15 protein-coding genes and 3 pseudogenes are annotated in these 15,501 nt (G+C 70.0%); 12 read left to right on the top strand and 6 right to left on the bottom strand.

Annotated elements, in window-relative coordinates:
- Positions 1–22: 22 nt before the first annotated feature.
- From OHB56_RS01055 to OHB56_RS01075, 5 genes and pseudogenes are all read left to right on the top strand, one after another.
- Positions 23–979, top strand: coding sequence for an EamA family transporter (locus OHB56_RS01055; RefSeq protein ID WP_326750734.1), 957 nt, complete (start codon positions 23–25; stop codon positions 977–979).
- On the top strand, positions 976–2,499 hold the full coding sequence (locus OHB56_RS01060; protein ID WP_406351093.1) for a pyridoxal phosphate-dependent decarboxylase family protein: 1,524 nt from the start codon (positions 976–978) through the stop codon (positions 2,497–2,499). The genes OHB56_RS01055 and OHB56_RS01060 overlap by 4 nt, the downstream gene beginning before the upstream one ends.
- A gap of 36 nt (positions 2,500–2,535) precedes the next feature.
- Positions 2,536–3,720, top strand: coding sequence for a LysR family transcriptional regulator (locus OHB56_RS01065; protein ID WP_406351094.1), 1,185 nt, complete (start codon positions 2,536–2,538; stop codon positions 3,718–3,720).
- A 154-nt stretch (positions 3,721–3,874) separates the two neighbouring features.
- Positions 3,875–5,254, top strand: coding sequence for an MFS transporter (locus OHB56_RS01070; protein ID WP_326750737.1), 1,380 nt, complete (start codon positions 3,875–3,877; stop codon positions 5,252–5,254).
- 875 nt (positions 5,255–6,129) lie between these two features.
- Positions 6,130–6,469, top strand: a pseudogene (locus OHB56_RS01075) (glyoxalase).
- A gap of 91 nt (positions 6,470–6,560) precedes the next feature.
- Here OHB56_RS01075 and OHB56_RS01080 read toward each other — a convergent pair.
- Entirely contained in the window at positions 6,561–6,785 is a 225-nt protein-coding gene (locus OHB56_RS01080; RefSeq protein WP_406351097.1) for a hypothetical protein, read from the bottom strand.
- 226 nt (positions 6,786–7,011) lie between these two features.
- On the opposite strand from OHB56_RS01080, the gene OHB56_RS01085 reads away from it, so the two are divergent.
- The gene (locus OHB56_RS01085) at positions 7,012–7,155 is read left to right on the top strand and encodes a hypothetical protein (RefSeq protein ID WP_406351099.1); all 144 of its coding nucleotides are present in this window, start codon (positions 7,012–7,014) and stop codon (positions 7,153–7,155) included.
- Positions 7,156–7,405: 250 nt separating this feature from the next.
- Here the strand turns inward: OHB56_RS01085 and OHB56_RS01090 are convergent, their stop codons facing one another.
- A complete protein-coding gene (locus OHB56_RS01090; protein ID WP_406358871.1) occupies positions 7,406–7,939 on the bottom strand; it encodes an AAA family ATPase in 534 nt (177 codons plus the stop codon).
- A gap of 755 nt (positions 7,940–8,694) precedes the next feature.
- On the opposite strand from OHB56_RS01090, the gene OHB56_RS01095 reads away from it, so the two are divergent.
- The 5 genes from OHB56_RS01095 to OHB56_RS01115 all read left to right on the top strand — a co-directional run bounded on the left by OHB56_RS01095 (position 8,695) and on the right by OHB56_RS01115 (position 11,740).
- On the top strand, positions 8,695–9,633 hold the full coding sequence (locus OHB56_RS01095; RefSeq protein WP_406351101.1) for an aldo/keto reductase: 939 nt from the start codon (positions 8,695–8,697) through the stop codon (positions 9,631–9,633).
- A gap of 22 nt (positions 9,634–9,655) precedes the next feature.
- The gene (locus OHB56_RS01100; RefSeq protein WP_326750744.1) at positions 9,656–10,003 is read left to right on the top strand and encodes a MerR family transcriptional regulator; all 348 of its coding nucleotides are present in this window, start codon (positions 9,656–9,658) and stop codon (positions 10,001–10,003) included.
- A gap of 216 nt (positions 10,004–10,219) precedes the next feature.
- On the top strand, positions 10,220–10,576 hold the full coding sequence (locus tag OHB56_RS01105; protein ID WP_326750745.1) for a hypothetical protein: 357 nt from the start codon (positions 10,220–10,222) through the stop codon (positions 10,574–10,576).
- A 135-nt stretch (positions 10,577–10,711) separates the two neighbouring features.
- On the top strand, positions 10,712–11,254 hold the full coding sequence (locus OHB56_RS01110; protein WP_406351103.1) for a DUF1707 domain-containing protein: 543 nt from the start codon (positions 10,712–10,714) through the stop codon (positions 11,252–11,254).
- An 81-nt stretch (positions 11,255–11,335) separates the two neighbouring features.
- Positions 11,336–11,740: a hypothetical protein gene (locus OHB56_RS01115; RefSeq protein ID WP_406351105.1), complete on the top strand. Its 405-nt coding sequence runs from the start codon at positions 11,336–11,338 to the stop codon at positions 11,738–11,740.
- Between the two features lie 42 nt (positions 11,741–11,782).
- Here OHB56_RS01115 and OHB56_RS01120 read toward each other — a convergent pair whose 3' ends face one another.
- Positions 11,783–12,469: an alpha/beta fold hydrolase gene (locus OHB56_RS01120; protein WP_406351107.1), complete on the bottom strand. Its 687-nt coding sequence runs from the start codon at positions 12,467–12,469 to the stop codon at positions 11,783–11,785.
- 218 nt (positions 12,470–12,687) lie between these two features.
- Here OHB56_RS01120 and OHB56_RS01125 point away from each other — a divergent pair, with 218 nt between their 5' ends.
- Complete coding sequence (locus tag OHB56_RS01125; protein WP_326750748.1) at positions 12,688–13,650, top strand: WYL domain-containing protein; 963 nt, start codon at positions 12,688–12,690, stop codon at positions 13,648–13,650.
- A 115-nt stretch (positions 13,651–13,765) separates the two neighbouring features.
- On the opposite strand, the pseudogene OHB56_RS01130 reads toward OHB56_RS01125, so the two are convergent.
- The 3 genes and pseudogenes from OHB56_RS01130 to OHB56_RS01140 form a co-directional block, all read right to left on the bottom strand.
- Positions 13,766–14,407, bottom strand: a pseudogene (locus OHB56_RS01130) (transposase family protein); the annotation flags it as partial.
- Between the two features lie 222 nt (positions 14,408–14,629).
- Positions 14,630–14,887 (bottom strand): annotated as a pseudogene (locus OHB56_RS01135) (transposase); the annotation flags it as partial.
- 61 nt (positions 14,888–14,948) lie between these two features.
- Positions 14,949–15,440 (bottom strand): hemerythrin domain-containing protein, encoded by a 492-nt coding sequence (locus OHB56_RS01140; protein ID WP_326750749.1) that lies wholly within the window; start codon positions 15,438–15,440, stop codon positions 14,949–14,951.
- Between the last annotated feature and the right edge of the window lie 61 nt (positions 15,441–15,501).

Raw genomic sequence — 15,501 nt, forward strand, 5'->3', positions numbered from 1 at the left:
GAAGCGGAGGAAGGACGACGTCATGAGCGTCGATGTAGGCGCCGAGGTGACCGATGCCCCGTTCGGCGGCACCGCCCGCCGGGGCATCGGGGCGGTCCCGGCTCCGGTGCTGATGCTGGTCGGGATGGTGAGCACCCAGCTCGGGGCCGCCTTCGCCAAGCAGCTGTTCGGCACCGTGGGACCCGCCGCGATGACCGTGCTGCGGCTCGGCTTCGCCGCGGTGGTGCTGCTGCTGTTCTGGCGGCCGTCGCCGCGCCTGGACCGGCGCACGGCGGGTGCGGTCGCCGTCCTCGGCATCGCCATCGCCGGCATGAATCTGTGCTTCTACCTGGCCATGGCCCGGATGCCCGTCGGGGTCGCGCTGACCGTCGGGATGGCGGGGCCACTCACCGTCGCGGCCCTGTCCTCACGTCGGGCCCGCGACCGGCTGTGGGCGGTGCTCGCCGGGTGCGGCATCGCTCTGCTCGGCTGGCAGGGCGGCGCCGCCGGGATCACCGGGCTGCTCATCGCCCTGGCCTGCGCGGTGTTCTGGGGCGCGTACGTGCCGCTGTCGACCCGGGTCGGCGCGCTGCTGCCCGGCGGGGGCGGACTCGCGCTCGCGATGGCCTTCGGCACGCTGTGCGCGCTGCCGGCCGGGCTGTCCGAGGGCGGCTCCGCGCTGGCCGACCCGGCGGTGCTCGCCTTCGGCTTCGGCGTCGCGATGCTGTCGTCCCTGGTGCCGTACACCTGCGAGATGGAGACGCTGCGCCGGGTTTCCGCGCTCATCTTCGGGGTGCTGCTCAGCCTGGAACCGGCGATCGGCGCCCTGGTCGCCCTGCTCGTCCTGCACGAGACCATCTCGCCGCTGCAGACGCTGGGCCTCGCGGCCGTCGTCGTCGCGTCGATCGGCGTCATCCGCGGCACGCGCGGCGCCCCCGTCGAGCGGGACGCCACTTCACGAGACATACCGGACTCACGAGAGCAAGGACTCCGCCGATGATCGACACGGGCAGGAACGCGGCGCTGGCCGGCCGGCCGGAAGGCCTCGAACAGCTGAGGACGCTGGTGGACTTTGCGCTCGGCGCGCTCCACGACGCCTCTCTGAAGCGGGGCGGGCCGGTCGTGGCCGGCGGCCCCGGGGCGGCGGCCGCCGCGATGGGCCGCTTCCTCGACGGAGGAGCGTTCCTCGCCGAGAGCCCGAGCCCCCGGCGAGTGACCGAGCTGTTCGAGGCGTACGCCGCCGGGGCGACCGACCTCGCGCACCCGGCGGCCGTGTCCCGCATGCAGTGCGCGCCCACGGCCGCCTCCGTAGCCGCCGAGCTGCTCGCCGCCGCCCTCAACCAGTCCCTGCACTCCTGGGAGAGCGGTCCCTTCGCCCTGCATCTGGAGCGGCGGCTGATCGCGGAGATGGCGTCGTGGGCCGGCTTCGGCGCCGGGGCGTCGGGCACCCTCACACCGGGCGGCAGCATCTCCAACCTGATGGGCCTGCTGGTCGCCAGGGAGCACGCGCTGCGGGAGAGCGGCGAGGTGTCCCGCTCGGGCCTGACGGGTCTGCGGGTCGGGCCGAGGATCCTGTGCTCGGCGGCCGCCCACTTCTCCGTGGCCCGCGCGGCCGGCTTCCTCGGGCTCGGCCGGGACGCCGTGGTGCCCGTGCCGGTGGACGACCTCGGCCGGATGCGGGTGGCCGAAGCGCGCCGCGTCCTCGACCGGTTCGGCCTTGACGAGCTCCCGCTGGCCCTGGTCGCGACGGCGGGCACGACGGACCGCGGTTCCTTCGACCCGTTGCCCGACCTGGCCGCCGAGCGGGACGTGTGGTTGCACGTCGACGCGGCGTACGGCATCGGGGCGCTGTTCTCCCCCTCGCTCGCCCCGCTCCTCACCGGACTGGACCGCGCCGACTCCGTCGCCTTCGACCTGCACAAGTTCGGCTGGACACCGGCCTCGTCGAGCGTGCTCCTGGTCCGCGACGAGCAGCACCTGCGGTGCCTGGACCAGCAGGCCGTGTACCTCAACCCGGCGGACGACGAGGCGGCCGGTTTCACCGCGCTGCTGGGCACCTCGATGCAGACCACACGTCGCTCGGACGCCTTCAAGATGGCCGCGTCCCTGCTGACGCTGGGCCGGGAGGGCATGGGCGCCTGGGTGGACCGGTGCCACGGCCTGGCCCGGTACGCGGCGGCCCGCATCACGGCCGGCACGGACCTGGACCTGCTGGCCGAGCCGCTGCTCAGCACGGTGATCTTCCGCTGTCGGCCGCCCGCGCGGGGCGTGGCCGACGAGAACGCATGGAACGCCGCGGTCCGGCGCACGCTCATGGCGCGGGGACGCGCGCTCGTGGCCCGCACCAAGGTGGCCGGCCCCGACGGCGAGCCCCGGGTCCACCTCAAGCTCGTCTTCCTCAACCCGGCGACGACCGAGGCGGAGATCGACGAACTGCTGGCGGACATCGCCGCCGTCGCCCGGGAACTGGCCGAGGCCGGCCCCGACGAGGGCGGCAACGGGAGCACGTACGGCGACTGACCGGCAGGCGGCGCGACTTCAACCCCGGAGGACCACGTGGACATCCGCCAGCTCACAACCTTTCAGAAGGCTGCCACCCTGCTCAGCTTCAGCCGGGCGGCAGCGGAACTCAACTACGCCCAGTCCAGCGTCACGGGCCAGATCAGGGGCCTGGAGAACACCCTCGGCGTCGAGTTGTTCGAGCGGCTCTCGGGCCGCAGCGTCCGGCTCACCCGGGCCGGGGAACGGTTCCTGCCGTACGCCGAGCAGTTGCTCTCCCTGGCCGATGAGGCCCGCAGTGCGACCAGGGGCGGCAGTGAGCCGGCCGGCCGGGTCCTCGTCGGAACCATGGAGAGTATCGCGACCTACCACATGCCGCCGATGCTGGAGTTCTTCCATCACCGCCACCCGGGACTGCAAGTGGTGCTGCGGCCGGGTTCCGGCGAGGAGACCGTCCAGGCACTCGGCCGGGGCGCCCTCGACCTCGGGCTGGTGATGGACGTGGAGACCCGGCACGCCGGCATGGAGGGCATCGTGCTGCGCAGCCTCGCCGACGGCACCGTCCGCCGGGTCGAGCTGCGTCGGCGCCTCCCGAAGGACGGCAGGAAGAACTGGGAGCCCTTCGACGGCGTGCTCGGTGTCGGCTGGGTGCGGCACCCGGTGATCCGCAGCGGTGCCGAGTCCGGCTTCTCCGCCCTCCTCGACCGCCACCCGCTGTACTTCATCGACCACGGCGAGGACCGCTACACGCACGACGCGTACGGCATCCACCTCGGCCAGGAGGACCGGCTGACCTTCGTCGGCCCCCGTGACCAGGAGGTCACCCTCCATCTGATCGACACCCGCGTCGACTCGCCCACCTACGGAGCCGACGTCTCGTTCACCCTCTTCCCGGACCCGGAGCGATACCTGCTCATCCCGCCCGGTGTGGGACACGCCTTCGAGCACCTGGAGAACGTCTACACGATCAACCGACCCCGCACACTGCTCCCCGAGGACGGCGGCGAGTACCTGCCGGGCAACGACGTCATCGACTGGCCCGTCGACCAGCGCCCGATGCCCTCCCTGCGGGCCAACGCGGTGCCCGCGAGCCGGGAGTACTACGAGGAGCGGGTCGCCGACCAGAAGAAGCTCCGCGCGATGCCGCCCACCCACTCCGCCCCCTCCGTGATGATGATCACCGGCGAGAACGGCCGGCAGATACGGATCGCGCTCAGGAAGAAGGTCCCGGCAGCCTCCTGACCCTGCGGAAGGCGGCAACGCTCCCGGGCCTCCGCCCCTCCGCCACAGCCCTTCCGCTTCCCCGGCCGTGCGTGCGGCCACCGTGACCCGGTGGCCGCACGCACGGCGTCCGCCGTACCCACGCCCCCGAGAACCCGCAGAGTTGGGAATCCCGATGAAGTCCCTGACCAAACCCTTGGTGCCGCTGCGGCACCGTGACTACCGCCTGCTGTTCGTCTCCTACCTCATCAGCATGGTGGGCGACGGCGTCTGGCTGGTCGCCCTGCCGTGGGTGGCCATCGAGCTGGGCGCCGACAACTCGGGGCTGGCCATGGTGGTCGGTGCCGAGTCGGTGGGCCTGATCAGTTGCGTCCTGATCGGCGGAGCCCTGGCCGACCGCTATCCCCGCAAGCAGGTCATCGGCTGGTCGCACGCGGTGGGCTTCGCGGTGCTGGCGGCGCTCGCCGTCGTCCACCTGAGCGGGTATCTGGAGGTCTGGCACCTGGTCGGGGGCGCCTTCGTGCTGGGTGCCGCCGCCGCCGTCAGCGGGCCGGCGGCCGACGCCTTCACCCCGGACCTGGTCCCTGAGGACGACCTGCACGCGGCGAACGCGCTGGAGTCGATCGTGCGGTCACTCGCCGTCCGGATGGTCGGCCCGGGTGTCGGGGGCCTGCTCATCGCGCTGGTCGGCTCGCTCGCCGTCATCACCCTCAACGCGCTCAGCTTCGCCGTCGCCGCCCTGTGCGTCGCCGCGATCTCCTTCCGCCCCGCCTGCTCGGCCGGTGGCAGCGAGGAGACCGCGGGGAACAGCGAGCAGGAGAACGCCAAGGAACCGGTCCGGTACCGGGAGGCCCTGCGGTACCTCTTCGGGGAACGCTGGCTGTGGGTGCTCATCGTGTGGTCCGGCGTGGTCCTGCTGCTCCAGTCGGGCCCCCGGCAGGTCCTGCTGCCGTTCCTGATCCACGACGACCTCGGTGGCGACGCCCGCGGCTACGGACTGCTCGTCGCCGTCACCGGTGTGGCCGCCGTGGTGAGTTCGTTCGTCCTGGCCGCCCGCAAGCCGCCCGCCGACTACGCCCGCCGCATGCTCCTCGCCTGGACGATCGGCGCGGCCCCGCTCGCCCTGATGGTCTTCTCACCGTCCCTGTGGCTGCTGCTCCCGCTGGGCGCGGTGTACGGCTTCTTCTCCACGGCCGGCAACGTCTACTGGTCGACGCTGGTGCAGACGTCCGTTCCCAACGCGGTCCGCGGCCGGGTCATCAGCATCGACTGGCTCGGCTCGCTGGCCCTGGTCCCGCTGTCCGCGGCTCTGGCGGGCGTCGGTTCCAGCCGGGAGTTCATGGTCTGGGTCTTCGTCCTCGGCGGCACGCTGCCCGTCCTGCTGACCCTGATCACCCTGCGGTGGGTGGACCTGCGGGGGCTCGGGACGAAGCAGGCCTCCGACACCGCCTCGCCGGCCTTGGTGGAGCAGGCGGAACCGGCGGCGCTGGACGTCCCCCGGGAGGTCCACGGCGGTCTCTCCGCCGAGCCGGCACCGGCCCGGACGGGCGGGTGACGGGAGCCGGGATCATCCTGAAGGCCGTGTGCCGTTCGGAAACCCATCGCTGCTGCTCAAAGTGGGGCCGGCACGCCACGACGGCTTACCGAAACCCTGTCCGGGCGGTTGCCTCACTGATGCACCAAGTGGCACGGAAGGTACTCGCGGTCCCGGCGGTGCCGCTGCGCCGGGACACGGCCAAAGACGCCGAACCGCTGGTGCCGCGACATGAGAACGCGGTACCGCACAGGCAGCCCACGAACCCGGTGCGACACCAGTGCACGGACCGGCTGCGGCTCACGGCGCCGTCCCCGCTGATCCCCCGACGCCGACGGGCCCAGGTGTTTTCGGCGACGCCCAAGACCTTGCCTGTGAGGCACCCCAGGCCGATCACCCAAAAACGGGACCACCACACGCACCCGAGCAAGCCCGGAAGGCCACCCACGGCGCGCGGTGAAGACGCTGGTACTGCGACCGGCCAAAGACAATCCGCGCCAAGGCCGCCGCCGGATCCAGGGAAAGCTTGCCCGCCCGGGCCACTCGGCCGGTGCGAGAACGGTCCGGGAGATCCAGACAGCGGCCGGCAGTGAACCGGCCCCACGTCACGCCGCGCCGCGCCGGCCCGACATGGCGGGAGTCCCCACCCGCGCAAGCCGAGAACATCATCACCTGCGACTTCCTCCACCTCAACCCGATCAACCTGGTCGACCTGCGCCGGGTGTACGCCGCTCGCGCCGCCTCCGGCGGGTCTGTCGAACGAACGACCCCGTCTCACATTCGGTGGTAGCGGAGGGTGACACCGGGGCGTGTTGCGAAAGTGCGTGCGGCGGTGGACGGGGCGTAGTACCCCTGGACCGTGCTGGATCCGTGTCTGTTCTCATCTGGAGTCGTCGATGGCCGTTCGTCGTGTCATGCCCATCATCCAGTCAGAGGCTGCGCAGGAGAGTCGGGAGTTCTATGGCCTGCTGGGCTTCGAGGAAGTCATGAATCTCGGCTGGATCATGACGCTTGCCTCGCCGTCCAGCCCGACGGCGCAAGTCAGCGTTATGACCGTCGACAAAACCGCCCCAGTCACCCCCGATATGAGCATCGAAGTCGACGACGTGGAGGCGGCTCATGCGTGACAGCGGCGCGGAGATCGTTCACCCCCTGCGGGACGAGGAATGAGGAGTACGGCGGTTCTTCGTCCGCGACCCCAACGGCCGCGTGGTCAACGTTGTGAGCCACCTCTGACCTTCACGCGCCAGGAGGACGGCGCTGGTCACAGCCACTCGTTGAGGACTGCGCCCAGCACGGTCGCCTCGTAGCGGGCGGCGAGTTTTCCCTATCTCGTAGCGACCGTGCGGTGGCGCTCGAGCCGGTTGATGCCGCATTCGGCCGCGTGCCGCAGCTTGTAGTCGGTCTTGTCGAATCCGGGTGGCCGACCGCCGCGGGAGCCGAGCTTCTGCCGGTTGCGGACCCGGTCCGCAGGCACCGGGATCGTGGCTTTGATTTCCCGCCTGCGCAGGTAGGCCCGGCTGGCCCGGGAGGCGTACGCCTTTGTCCGCACGCACTCGGTGCGGTCGCTTGCGCGGCCGTTCCCAGCCAGTTCCAGGTACCCGGATCGCTTCCAGCAACAGCTCGAACTGCGGGGCGCCCCGCTGCCCGGCCGCGATCACGATCGCCAACGGAACCGATACGCCGGCCGAGGCGGCCACTCGAGCGACTCGGCGGACGGATTCCCGTGTTACCCCGCTCAGGAATCCGCTAACTCGTGCGCTTCCGCGTTCGACCTGTTGCAGCTGTCCGGGACAAACACGACCGCTTGGCCGTACCGGCGGCGCCGGGCCGCGCTGGAGCCCGTGCGGCCCGGCGCCGCCACCGTCGCCACCCCGGTGCTCGGCGTGCTCACCCTCGTCCCCACCGACATCGGCCTTTGACCGCAGCCACTGTTGGCTTTGGCCGAGTCGGGCAGGCAGGACTTGGCAGGTAATCCGCCGAGTGGGACAGCCAGGAAAGACTGGTCGTCACGCTGGTGGAACCGGAGCTGACGGTGGAAGCCGGCGTCGACGACGCCCGCGACGCCTCCCGGCCGGTGGCGGCACACCGGCACCGTGCCCATCCCGACCTCTCCCCCGCCGAGCTTCCCCGCCTGACAGCGCAACATCTGTCGCAAGGGTGGTGCCCCGGTCAGCGGTCCACTGCGGGCAGATGGGCCAGGCCGGTGTCGAACATGATGCGCTCGACGATCTCCTGCAGGGCGCTGTCGGCACCGATGACGGTCTCGAGCCCATCGGGCAGCAGATCGCGTTCCCGGTACCAGTCGCGCAGTTGCGTCTCGTTGACGTCATCGGCGATCGGCTTGGTGGCATGCCGGGCGAGGGTTTCGGCGAACGGCACGTCCAGGTAGTAGCCGTGGGTCGGGCCAAGGTGGTCGGCGCGCAGTTGGGCGAGCATGTCGCCGTAGCGGTCGGCGTAGAGGATTCCTTCGACCACGACGTGATACCCGGCGTTAAGGGCGTAGCGGGTCGTCAGGTCGATCAGGCCGATGTTCGCGGCTCCCGGCCGGTCCCGCTCGCGCAGCACGATGCGGCGCAGGTTGTCCTGGCCGACCAGGGCCAGGCCACGGCCGAACCGCTCGCGGAGACCGGCCGCTACGGACGACTTCCCCGAGGCGCTGTTGCCGCGCAGCACGACCAGCCGGGTTTCTTCGGTTCCCACCATCACGGCGGTCACGCTACCGACAGCCGCTGACACCGCCCGGGGCGTTCTGAGGCCGACGCTCCCCTACGGTTGTTGCGTGAGGGAGCATCGTCGTCTCCGGCAGGTCTGCCCTGCCCCATAAGTTGACGATCTCCCGCAGATCATGCACCCGCGCCGCTGTGCCGGGGCCGGTCCGCTTGGCTCGCCAGGCGGTGAAGACCGGTTCGTTCAGAGCCCAGCGGGGGTCGGAGACATCACTGCGGTATGGGCGACGAGCGTTCACGCCTCGTCCAACGACAGCCAACACCGGCAGTCATAAAATCATCCGGAACTACCAACTGCATAGATCGGATGCCTTCAAGCAAGGGCTGGAGACCGTCTGCGCGCGATACGGCGAAAAGTCCTTCGTTCCATACCCTCGTCCACGCCCGACCCCGCCCTGGAGCCGCCTCAAGCGCCGGCGGCCCCGCGTGCGACAAAGAAGCCCCAGCAAGGCGCGGCAGGTGTACCAGCGCGGCCTGACAAGCTCTCGCCCAGCGGGTGGAGCGGAGTGGCCGCCGGTTCCGGCACTCCGTCGACCGCCTGGGCTGCACGGCGCCCCTGTCCGCCGGCCCTGTGCGACCCGTTCGGCAGGCCGCTCACCCAGGACTGCCACCGGCAGGGGTCCTCACGCGTGCCCATGGCACGCGGCGGCAGGCCCCCGGAGGCCGGGTACCGGACCGTCCGCCACATCGGCTCTTGACCTGGAGCGCGCTCCAGATTCGAGGATGAGCGGCATGTACACCACCAACCCCCAGATCGTCCTCGGGACGATGGACTTCGGCACCCGCGTCGCCCCTGAGCGGGCCTTCGCGATCCTCGACTCCTTCGTTGACGGCGGCGGTGTTTGGCTCGACACCGCGAACTGCTACTCCTTCTGGAGCGACCCCAGTGGTGTCGGCGGCTCCAGCGAGCGCCTCATCGGCGCGTGGCTTCGGGCCCGCCCGGGCGCGCGCGACGCGGTGCGGATCGCGACGAAAGTCCGGCAGAACCCGCTCGTTGCGCACTCCTGGCCGGAAAGCGCCGAAGGACTCTCCGCCCGCGCCGTCCACACCGGTGCGGAGGAGAGCCTGGGGCGTCTCGGGGTCGATCACGTCGATCTGCTCTGGGCCCACGCCGAGGACCGTACCGTGCCGCTGGAGGAGACGGTCGGCGCCTTCGGCGAGCTGGTCGCGAAGGGAGTGGCCCTACGGGTCGGGGCGGCGAACCATGCCGCCTGGCGCGTCGAGCGCGCCCGGTCGCTCGCGCGGAAGCAGGGCGTGGAACCGTGGACGTCCCTGCAACTGCGCCACTCACTCCTCCAGCCGCGCCCGTTCACCCCCCTCGCGGAGGCCGGCCACCGCATGCTCACCGCCGAGGACCTGGACCTCGCGCGGTCGGAAGGGCTCGCCGTGTGGTCGTACAGCTCGCTGATGTGGGGTTCCTACGTACGCGCGGACAAGCCGCTTCCGCCAACCTATGATCATCCAGGGACCCCCCGGGTGCTCGCGGTCCTGGACGATGTCGCCGGCGAGCTCTCGGCCACGAGGAACCAGGTCGTCCTCGCATGGCTGATGCTGCAGGGAATCGATCCCATCGTCGGCGCGAGCCGGGTGGAACAGATCGAGGAGGCACTCGCCGCGCGCCATGTGCGGCTCGACGACAAGCACTTGGCGCGCTTCGCCGAAGCGCGGTAGCGGCGGTCACAAAAGGAGCCCCATGACCACCCTCACCCCGGCAGCGGCCGCCGCCCGCACCGGCGTCTCCATCGACACGCTGCGGTACTACGAGCGTGAAGGGCTCATCGGCCCGATCCGGCGCTCCGCCGGCGGGCGCCGGGAGTACACCGAGGACGACGTCTTCTGGATCGGCCTGGTCACCTGTTTCCGCGAGGCCGGCCTTGGCATTGCGGACCTGCGGGGGTTCGTCGCCATTCTGCGCGCCGAGCACCCTCCGCAGGCCCGAGTCGCCTTCCTCCGCGAGCGCCGTGCCGCCTTGGAGCAGCAAGTGGCGGCCCTGCACCGGGCCATGAAGGTCCTCGATGAGAAAATCACCTACTACAGCTGAGCGCCGGGAGCCCCGCACTCAGCTCGCGCCCGGCCCACCGCACATCGCCGCACGATCCCGAACTCCTCGGCGTCTGGAGCCGCCAGCGGCACAACGTCTGCCACTGGCTCAGGCGGTCAGGCAGCAGTCCCCGGGGAATCGGCAGCCGCCCGGTCGAAGATGTACCTGGACGACAGCAACCTCTCACCCCGGTCGACCATCCTGACAAGCTATCCCGTGGAGACCGCACGAACGCGTATGGCACAACTGCGCCGAGCAATCGACGCATGTGACCGGTTCAACTACAGCAGTATCTACGGCAAGTCGTCCGTCACGACCGAGACCCTCTCCGTACCGAACCTCGGAGAGGAGGCTCTGCGGTACCGCACGCCGGCCCGGCTCGACAGCAAAGGCTTCCCCTACTCGTTGGTGACCGCCGTACGGGTCGGAGGCGTCATCGCAACGGTGCAGACCGGCGACGTCCTGGGCCCCCTTCCACCCGACAAGCTCACGGAGTTCAAGCCCGAGCCCAGCACCGACGAAAGTGTCATCGCGACTCTCATCGAGAACGTCATCGACGCCGAGAGCGCCTAGTAGCGCTTTGCCCGCATAGGTTCGCCGGGGATGGACGATCAAGACCATGATGAGGAGCGATTGGTCTCCCCAAATTCCTTGCCCACTATGGACCTTGACCGGTCCGCTTCGTCGGCACGGCAGTAGGGTGAAACGGTGACCTCCTTACCGGAAGACTCGCCGCCGCTGATCGGCGAAGACGACCGCGATACGGCCGTGCAGCGCCTGCAGGGGGCGTACGCCGAAGGGCTCATCTCTCACGAGGAGTTGGACGAACGCCTCCACCAGGTGCTCACCGCCAAGGCACACAGCGAGCTCGTGTCGGCTCTGACCTCACTCCCGGAGGAGCACCCGGGCACCACGTCAACGATCGCCGCCGCCAGCGGGCGGATCCAGCGGCGAGGCGCATGGCGGGTACCTCGGATCCTCAAGGTCGAGTCCGCATACGGAAGGGTGCGCCTGGATCTGTCCCGGGCGATCATCGAGCATCCGGTCGTCGGCATCGAGCTGCAACTCGGAACCGGCGGGGCCAGAATCACGGTGCCTCGCGACGCGGTCGTCGACGTCGAGGGTTTGCGCACTGCGTGGAAGGACCTGCGCTACAAGGCTCCGCGGCGTTCCCGCCCTGGCGGGCCGACGATCCGCATCTCTGGGACCATGGGATTCGGACGATTGAAGATCCGCCACGCCCGGCGTTGAGGCTCCATCCGGCACTGGGATCACACATCCGGCACTTCGCCCCCGCCGGCTGCGGGGCCGTGGCGGCATAGTTTCGCCGGGTTGGTCAGGCGACGGCATCGAGAGGGCGCCCGCCCCAGCGGATGCCCTTCTCGCTCTGGACCGCATCCGGATGCCCCGATCGGCCACGGGCCGACCCCGTACCCGGCCCGCCGCGTCCGCGCCGACAGGACGTACCCGTCCTGGAAGAACTGCGCCTACCTGCGCAGACGCGGGATCCGCTGCACCATCCCGAGCAAGGTCGACCAGCTGGCCGACCGCCGCAAGTTCGGCTACCGCGGCGGTCGGCCACCGACGTTCGACAAGGCCGACTACCGCGAGCGCCACGCCGTCGAATGCGGTATCAATCGCCTCAAGCGCCACCGCGCCGTGGCAACCAGATACGACAAGCTCGCGGTGCGCTATGAGACGACGGTTCTTGTGGCGGCCATCAACGAGTGGCTGTGAACAGCACACCCAGGGTCTTGTTCGTGCCCGGCAATTCACCCGTCAGGCAGCGTTGGCTGCCGCGGCCAAGATCCGGGCCAGCTCGGCAGGCTGGGTGACCATGGGCCAGTGGCCTGAGTCGATGTCGGCAAAGTCGACGTGCTCGGCCCGGGCGAGCTCCGGGACGTCGCCGGCGTTGATCCACTCCTGCGCTTGCGCAGGAGTGAACTCCGGACATACGACCACGACCGGGACGCCGAACCTCCGTTCGTCTGCCAGCCGCACCACTCCCTTGGCCACGCCTGCGGGCACGGGAATCGCGGCAGCCTCCCACGCTCGTCTGGCCCCGTCGTCGAGGTCGTCAGCGTCCGGCCCCTCGAACGCGCCCCAGCCGGGGAAGGGCATGACGTCTTCTCTCACCTCGAAAAAATCGGCGTACGGCTGACCGTCGGCGGTCGGGAAACCGCCGATGAGGGCGACCTTGGCAAGCCGCTCCGGTCGCCGGTCGGCGGCCAGCCAGGCCAGCGTGCAGGCGGCGGAATGCCCCACCACCATGGGTTTGCCGGGTGCCGCGTCCACTGCGGCGAGCACCGTCGCCAACTGGTCGTCGAGCGTGGCGGACGCGGAGCCGTCTCCCTGGCCCGGGAGGGTGAGCGGCATGGGGCGATGGCCAAGAGGCTCCAGCGCGGACGCGACGCGGCCCCACACGGATCCGTTCAGCCACAGGCCGCCGATGAGCATTATGTCCATGGTCAGTTCCCCTTCTCCGGCTTCATGAATGTCACCGTAGGAGGAGATCCGGACAATCCGCTGCCGGTTTGTCCGGCGACCACCCAAGCGCCCTGGGCGAAGTTCGGCGGCGGTCCACGTAGGGAAACCAGACCCGGTCTCCCTCGCCTTACAGGTCCGGGGCGAAGCCCCGGCCTCCTTTGACCGTGGAGCTCGACAGAGCGGACTAGCCTGCTCCCGTGTCGAACGATCTCAGCCCCACCGCGCGGGCGCTGCGCACCCTGGAAATCCTCCAGACCCGCCCCGGTACGACGGCCGGCGAACTCGCCGTGCGGCTGAGCGTCACGGAGCGAGCCGCGCGCCGGTACGTCGGGATCCTCCGAGAGGCTGGCATCCCCGTGGAGTCGGCCCGGGGGCCGCACGGCGGGTACCGACTGGGGCGCGGGACGAGGTTGCCCCCGGTGCACTTCACGCAGTCCGAGGCCCTCGGCCTGGTGATGGCGGTGCTCGGCGGCCAGCCGACCGCGGCTGACGCCGACGACCTGGTCGGCACCGCCCTGGGCAAGGTCGTCAAGGCGCTGCCGGAAAGCCTCGGCCGGCAGGCGGCGATGCTGCGGGAATACGCGTCGGCCGCGCCGGACCCGTACTCGGCCCGCCCGGATCCGGCCGTGACCAGCGAACTCGTCGACGCCGTCGCGGCCCGGCGCCGCGTGTTGGTCACGTACCGCAGCGAGGCCGACAGCGAGTGGGAGGCGGAGGTGGATCCCTGGTCCCTCGTCGTCCGCTACGGGCGCTGGTACTTGCTGTGTCACTCCCATCGTGCGGACGCAATCCGCACCTACCGGGTCGACCGGGTCCGTGCGGTCCGGCCGACCGGGCACGGGTTTGAGCCGCCCAAGGGCCTCGATCCGGTGGCGGTACTGGAGGAGAACCTGGGCCTCGGATGGGAGTTCTCCACCCGCGTGGTGTTCGACGCTCCGCTGACCGAGGTGGCCCCGTGGATCCGGCCGCCCATGGGGCGGCTTGAGCCCTTGGGGGACGGATGCGTACTGGTCGGCAGCACTCGCAATCCGGTCATGTACGCGCAGGAATGGCTGGCGAGGGTGCCGTTCGCCTTCCGCGTCGACGGCGGGGAGGAACTGCGTGCCGCGGTTGCGGCGCTCGTGGCGCGCTTCACCGCCGCCGTGGCGGACCAGTCCTGACCGTGCCCTTGGGAACTGGCCATCTGCGCAGGCTCGCGATCCCGCTACGAGGCAAGCGTCCTCTTCGCGGTCATCGAGGAGTGGCCGTGACCAACACTTTCGACACAAGCCCCAGTGCCCGCAGTGGGGCATGCTCCTGGTTGAACCGAGCGTACGTCTCGGGTAGTTCGCGGCCGTAGCAGGGGACTCGGAAAGTGGCACCGGCTCCGCGGTAGGCACGGTCGGCGAGCACCAGGACCTGCCTGGTCAGGCATGGATCACACCGTGCGCGCGGGCCGAGGTCAGGTTATGCGTACGGCCGGGCAGTGCCCGTGAGAGCCCCTCCCCAAGCTCTGCGAGCAGGGGACACCCCATGTGGTGTCCTGTCCAGGGCGGCCACGACCTGCACGTTCATTCCATGACGGCAGTGCCTCATCGAGTAGTATGGCTCGTCCGCTGCGATGTGGTCGGTGGCGATCAGAGTGCCGCCGAGGATGGCTAGCCCCTCCGCGACAGCTCGCGCAGAGCCTCGCGCAGGCTCGGAGCACGCCCGGCGAGGAGCTCGCCCGTATCGGTCCCACGTGCTGGCCGACGGTGGCGGCGGAGACGCCGAACCCTGCGGCGCCCTGGGCCAGGCTCTCGTTCTCGCGCAGGTGCACCAGGTCGAGCAGGGCCTGCCGGAGACAGCCCAGCTTGCGCCAGCGGGAGTTCAGCTCACCTCTTCGGGCGTAGATGAGCCAGGAACATGCTCAACGACCTCATGCGGGACGTCGAGCATGGCTCGATACGGGACCGACAAGGCTCCTGTGTCGGAACGTTGATGAGTGAGATCACCAGCGGCAACAACCAGGAGCCCTGCCGTGTCACAAGGACCTCCACCAGCCCTTCGCCAGCAGCCTCGAACCAGAGGACGAGAAGGGTTCACTGACCCCTCGTTCGTCAGGTCGGAGAAAACTCTTGGCCACGGATCAGAGCGCACCCCGAAGCGCCTGCTCAAAGTGCCCGCCTGCATCCAGTCCCGCAGTCGGCGCCAGCACGTCACTCCCGAACAGCCCACCACCTGCGCGGGCACGTCGCGCCAGGCAACTCGCTTGCGCAATGCACGGACGATGCCTGTGAGAGCCATACGGTCCGTCCCGGGCAGACGCCCTGGATGACGGACTCTGCGCGCGGAACGCGGAGGAAGGAGCGGCTCGATCCGCTCCCAGAAAGCATCAGGGACAGGATCAGCGGACACAGCCCAGCCCTGTCCACTCATGCACGCCGATATGGCGCCGGAAGCCGCTGGTACACCACGTGCGCGTGGCGACGGCGGTGAGCTACTGACCCGCCACCAGCTTGCGTACGTTCTCCACGCTGCCGCAGTCGGTCTCCAGGTACCTTGCGCGCGCTTCACGGAACGCCGTCCCGAGCTGAGCGCGGCGATCGTCGGCTACGTTTTCGCGGGCGTCGTTGAGCAGGGTTCGCTCTTCCTCGTCCACGTGGTGATTGACCTCCGTGACAAGCTCTTCGAGCTTGTCCTCCCACTCCTGCGAAGTGGTGTCTTCCACTTCCAGCAGAGCAAGCAGTGCCTCGTTTCCCTCCTCGTGTTCGTGCACGCTGTGGTCGACATCGTCGCCGTCCACGTTCTTGTAGCGCAGTAGGGCCGGATAGACCTTGTCCTCCTCGGCCGAGGCGTGCGCGATGAGCAGGTTCGCGAACTCCGCGAGAGCGGTGGCGCGGTCGGCCTCGACGTTGCGCATGGTGCGGAAGAGGTCCTCCATGCGGCGATGGTCCCGCAGGATGAGTTCGACGACGTCATGGGACGGCACAGTGACTCCTCACCTGTGAGCGTTGATGTTCCGGTCTCGCGGCTACCCCCGTTTTCGCTGG

Source organism: Streptomyces sp. NBC_01635 (assembly GCF_045209715.1).
GTDB classification, from domain to species: Bacteria; Actinomycetota; Actinomycetes; order Streptomycetales; family Streptomycetaceae; genus Streptomyces; species Streptomyces hirsutus.

Bases quoted from the DNA above. Each gene is read 5' to 3' on its own strand.
- OHB56_RS01055 (WP_326750734.1), top strand. From the start codon at position 23: ATGAGCGTCGATGTAGGCGCCGAGGTGACCGATGCCCCGTTCGGCGGC.
- OHB56_RS01060 (WP_406351093.1), top strand. From the start codon at position 976: ATGATCGACACGGGCAGGAACGCGGCGCTGGCCGGCCGGCCGGAAGGC.
- OHB56_RS01070 (WP_326750737.1), top strand. From the start codon at position 3,875: ATGAAGTCCCTGACCAAACCCTTGGTGCCGCTGCGGCACCGTGACTAC.
- OHB56_RS01090 (WP_406358871.1), bottom strand. From the start codon at position 7,939: ATGGTGGGAACCGAAGAAACCCGGCTGGTCGTGCTGCGCGGCAACAGC.
- OHB56_RS01095 (WP_406351101.1), top strand. From the start codon at position 8,695: ATGTACACCACCAACCCCCAGATCGTCCTCGGGACGATGGACTTCGGC.
- OHB56_RS01100 (WP_326750744.1), top strand. From the start codon at position 9,656: ATGACCACCCTCACCCCGGCAGCGGCCGCCGCCCGCACCGGCGTCTCC.
- OHB56_RS01120 (WP_406351107.1), bottom strand. From the start codon at position 12,469: ATGGACATAATGCTCATCGGCGGCCTGTGGCTGAACGGATCCGTGTGG.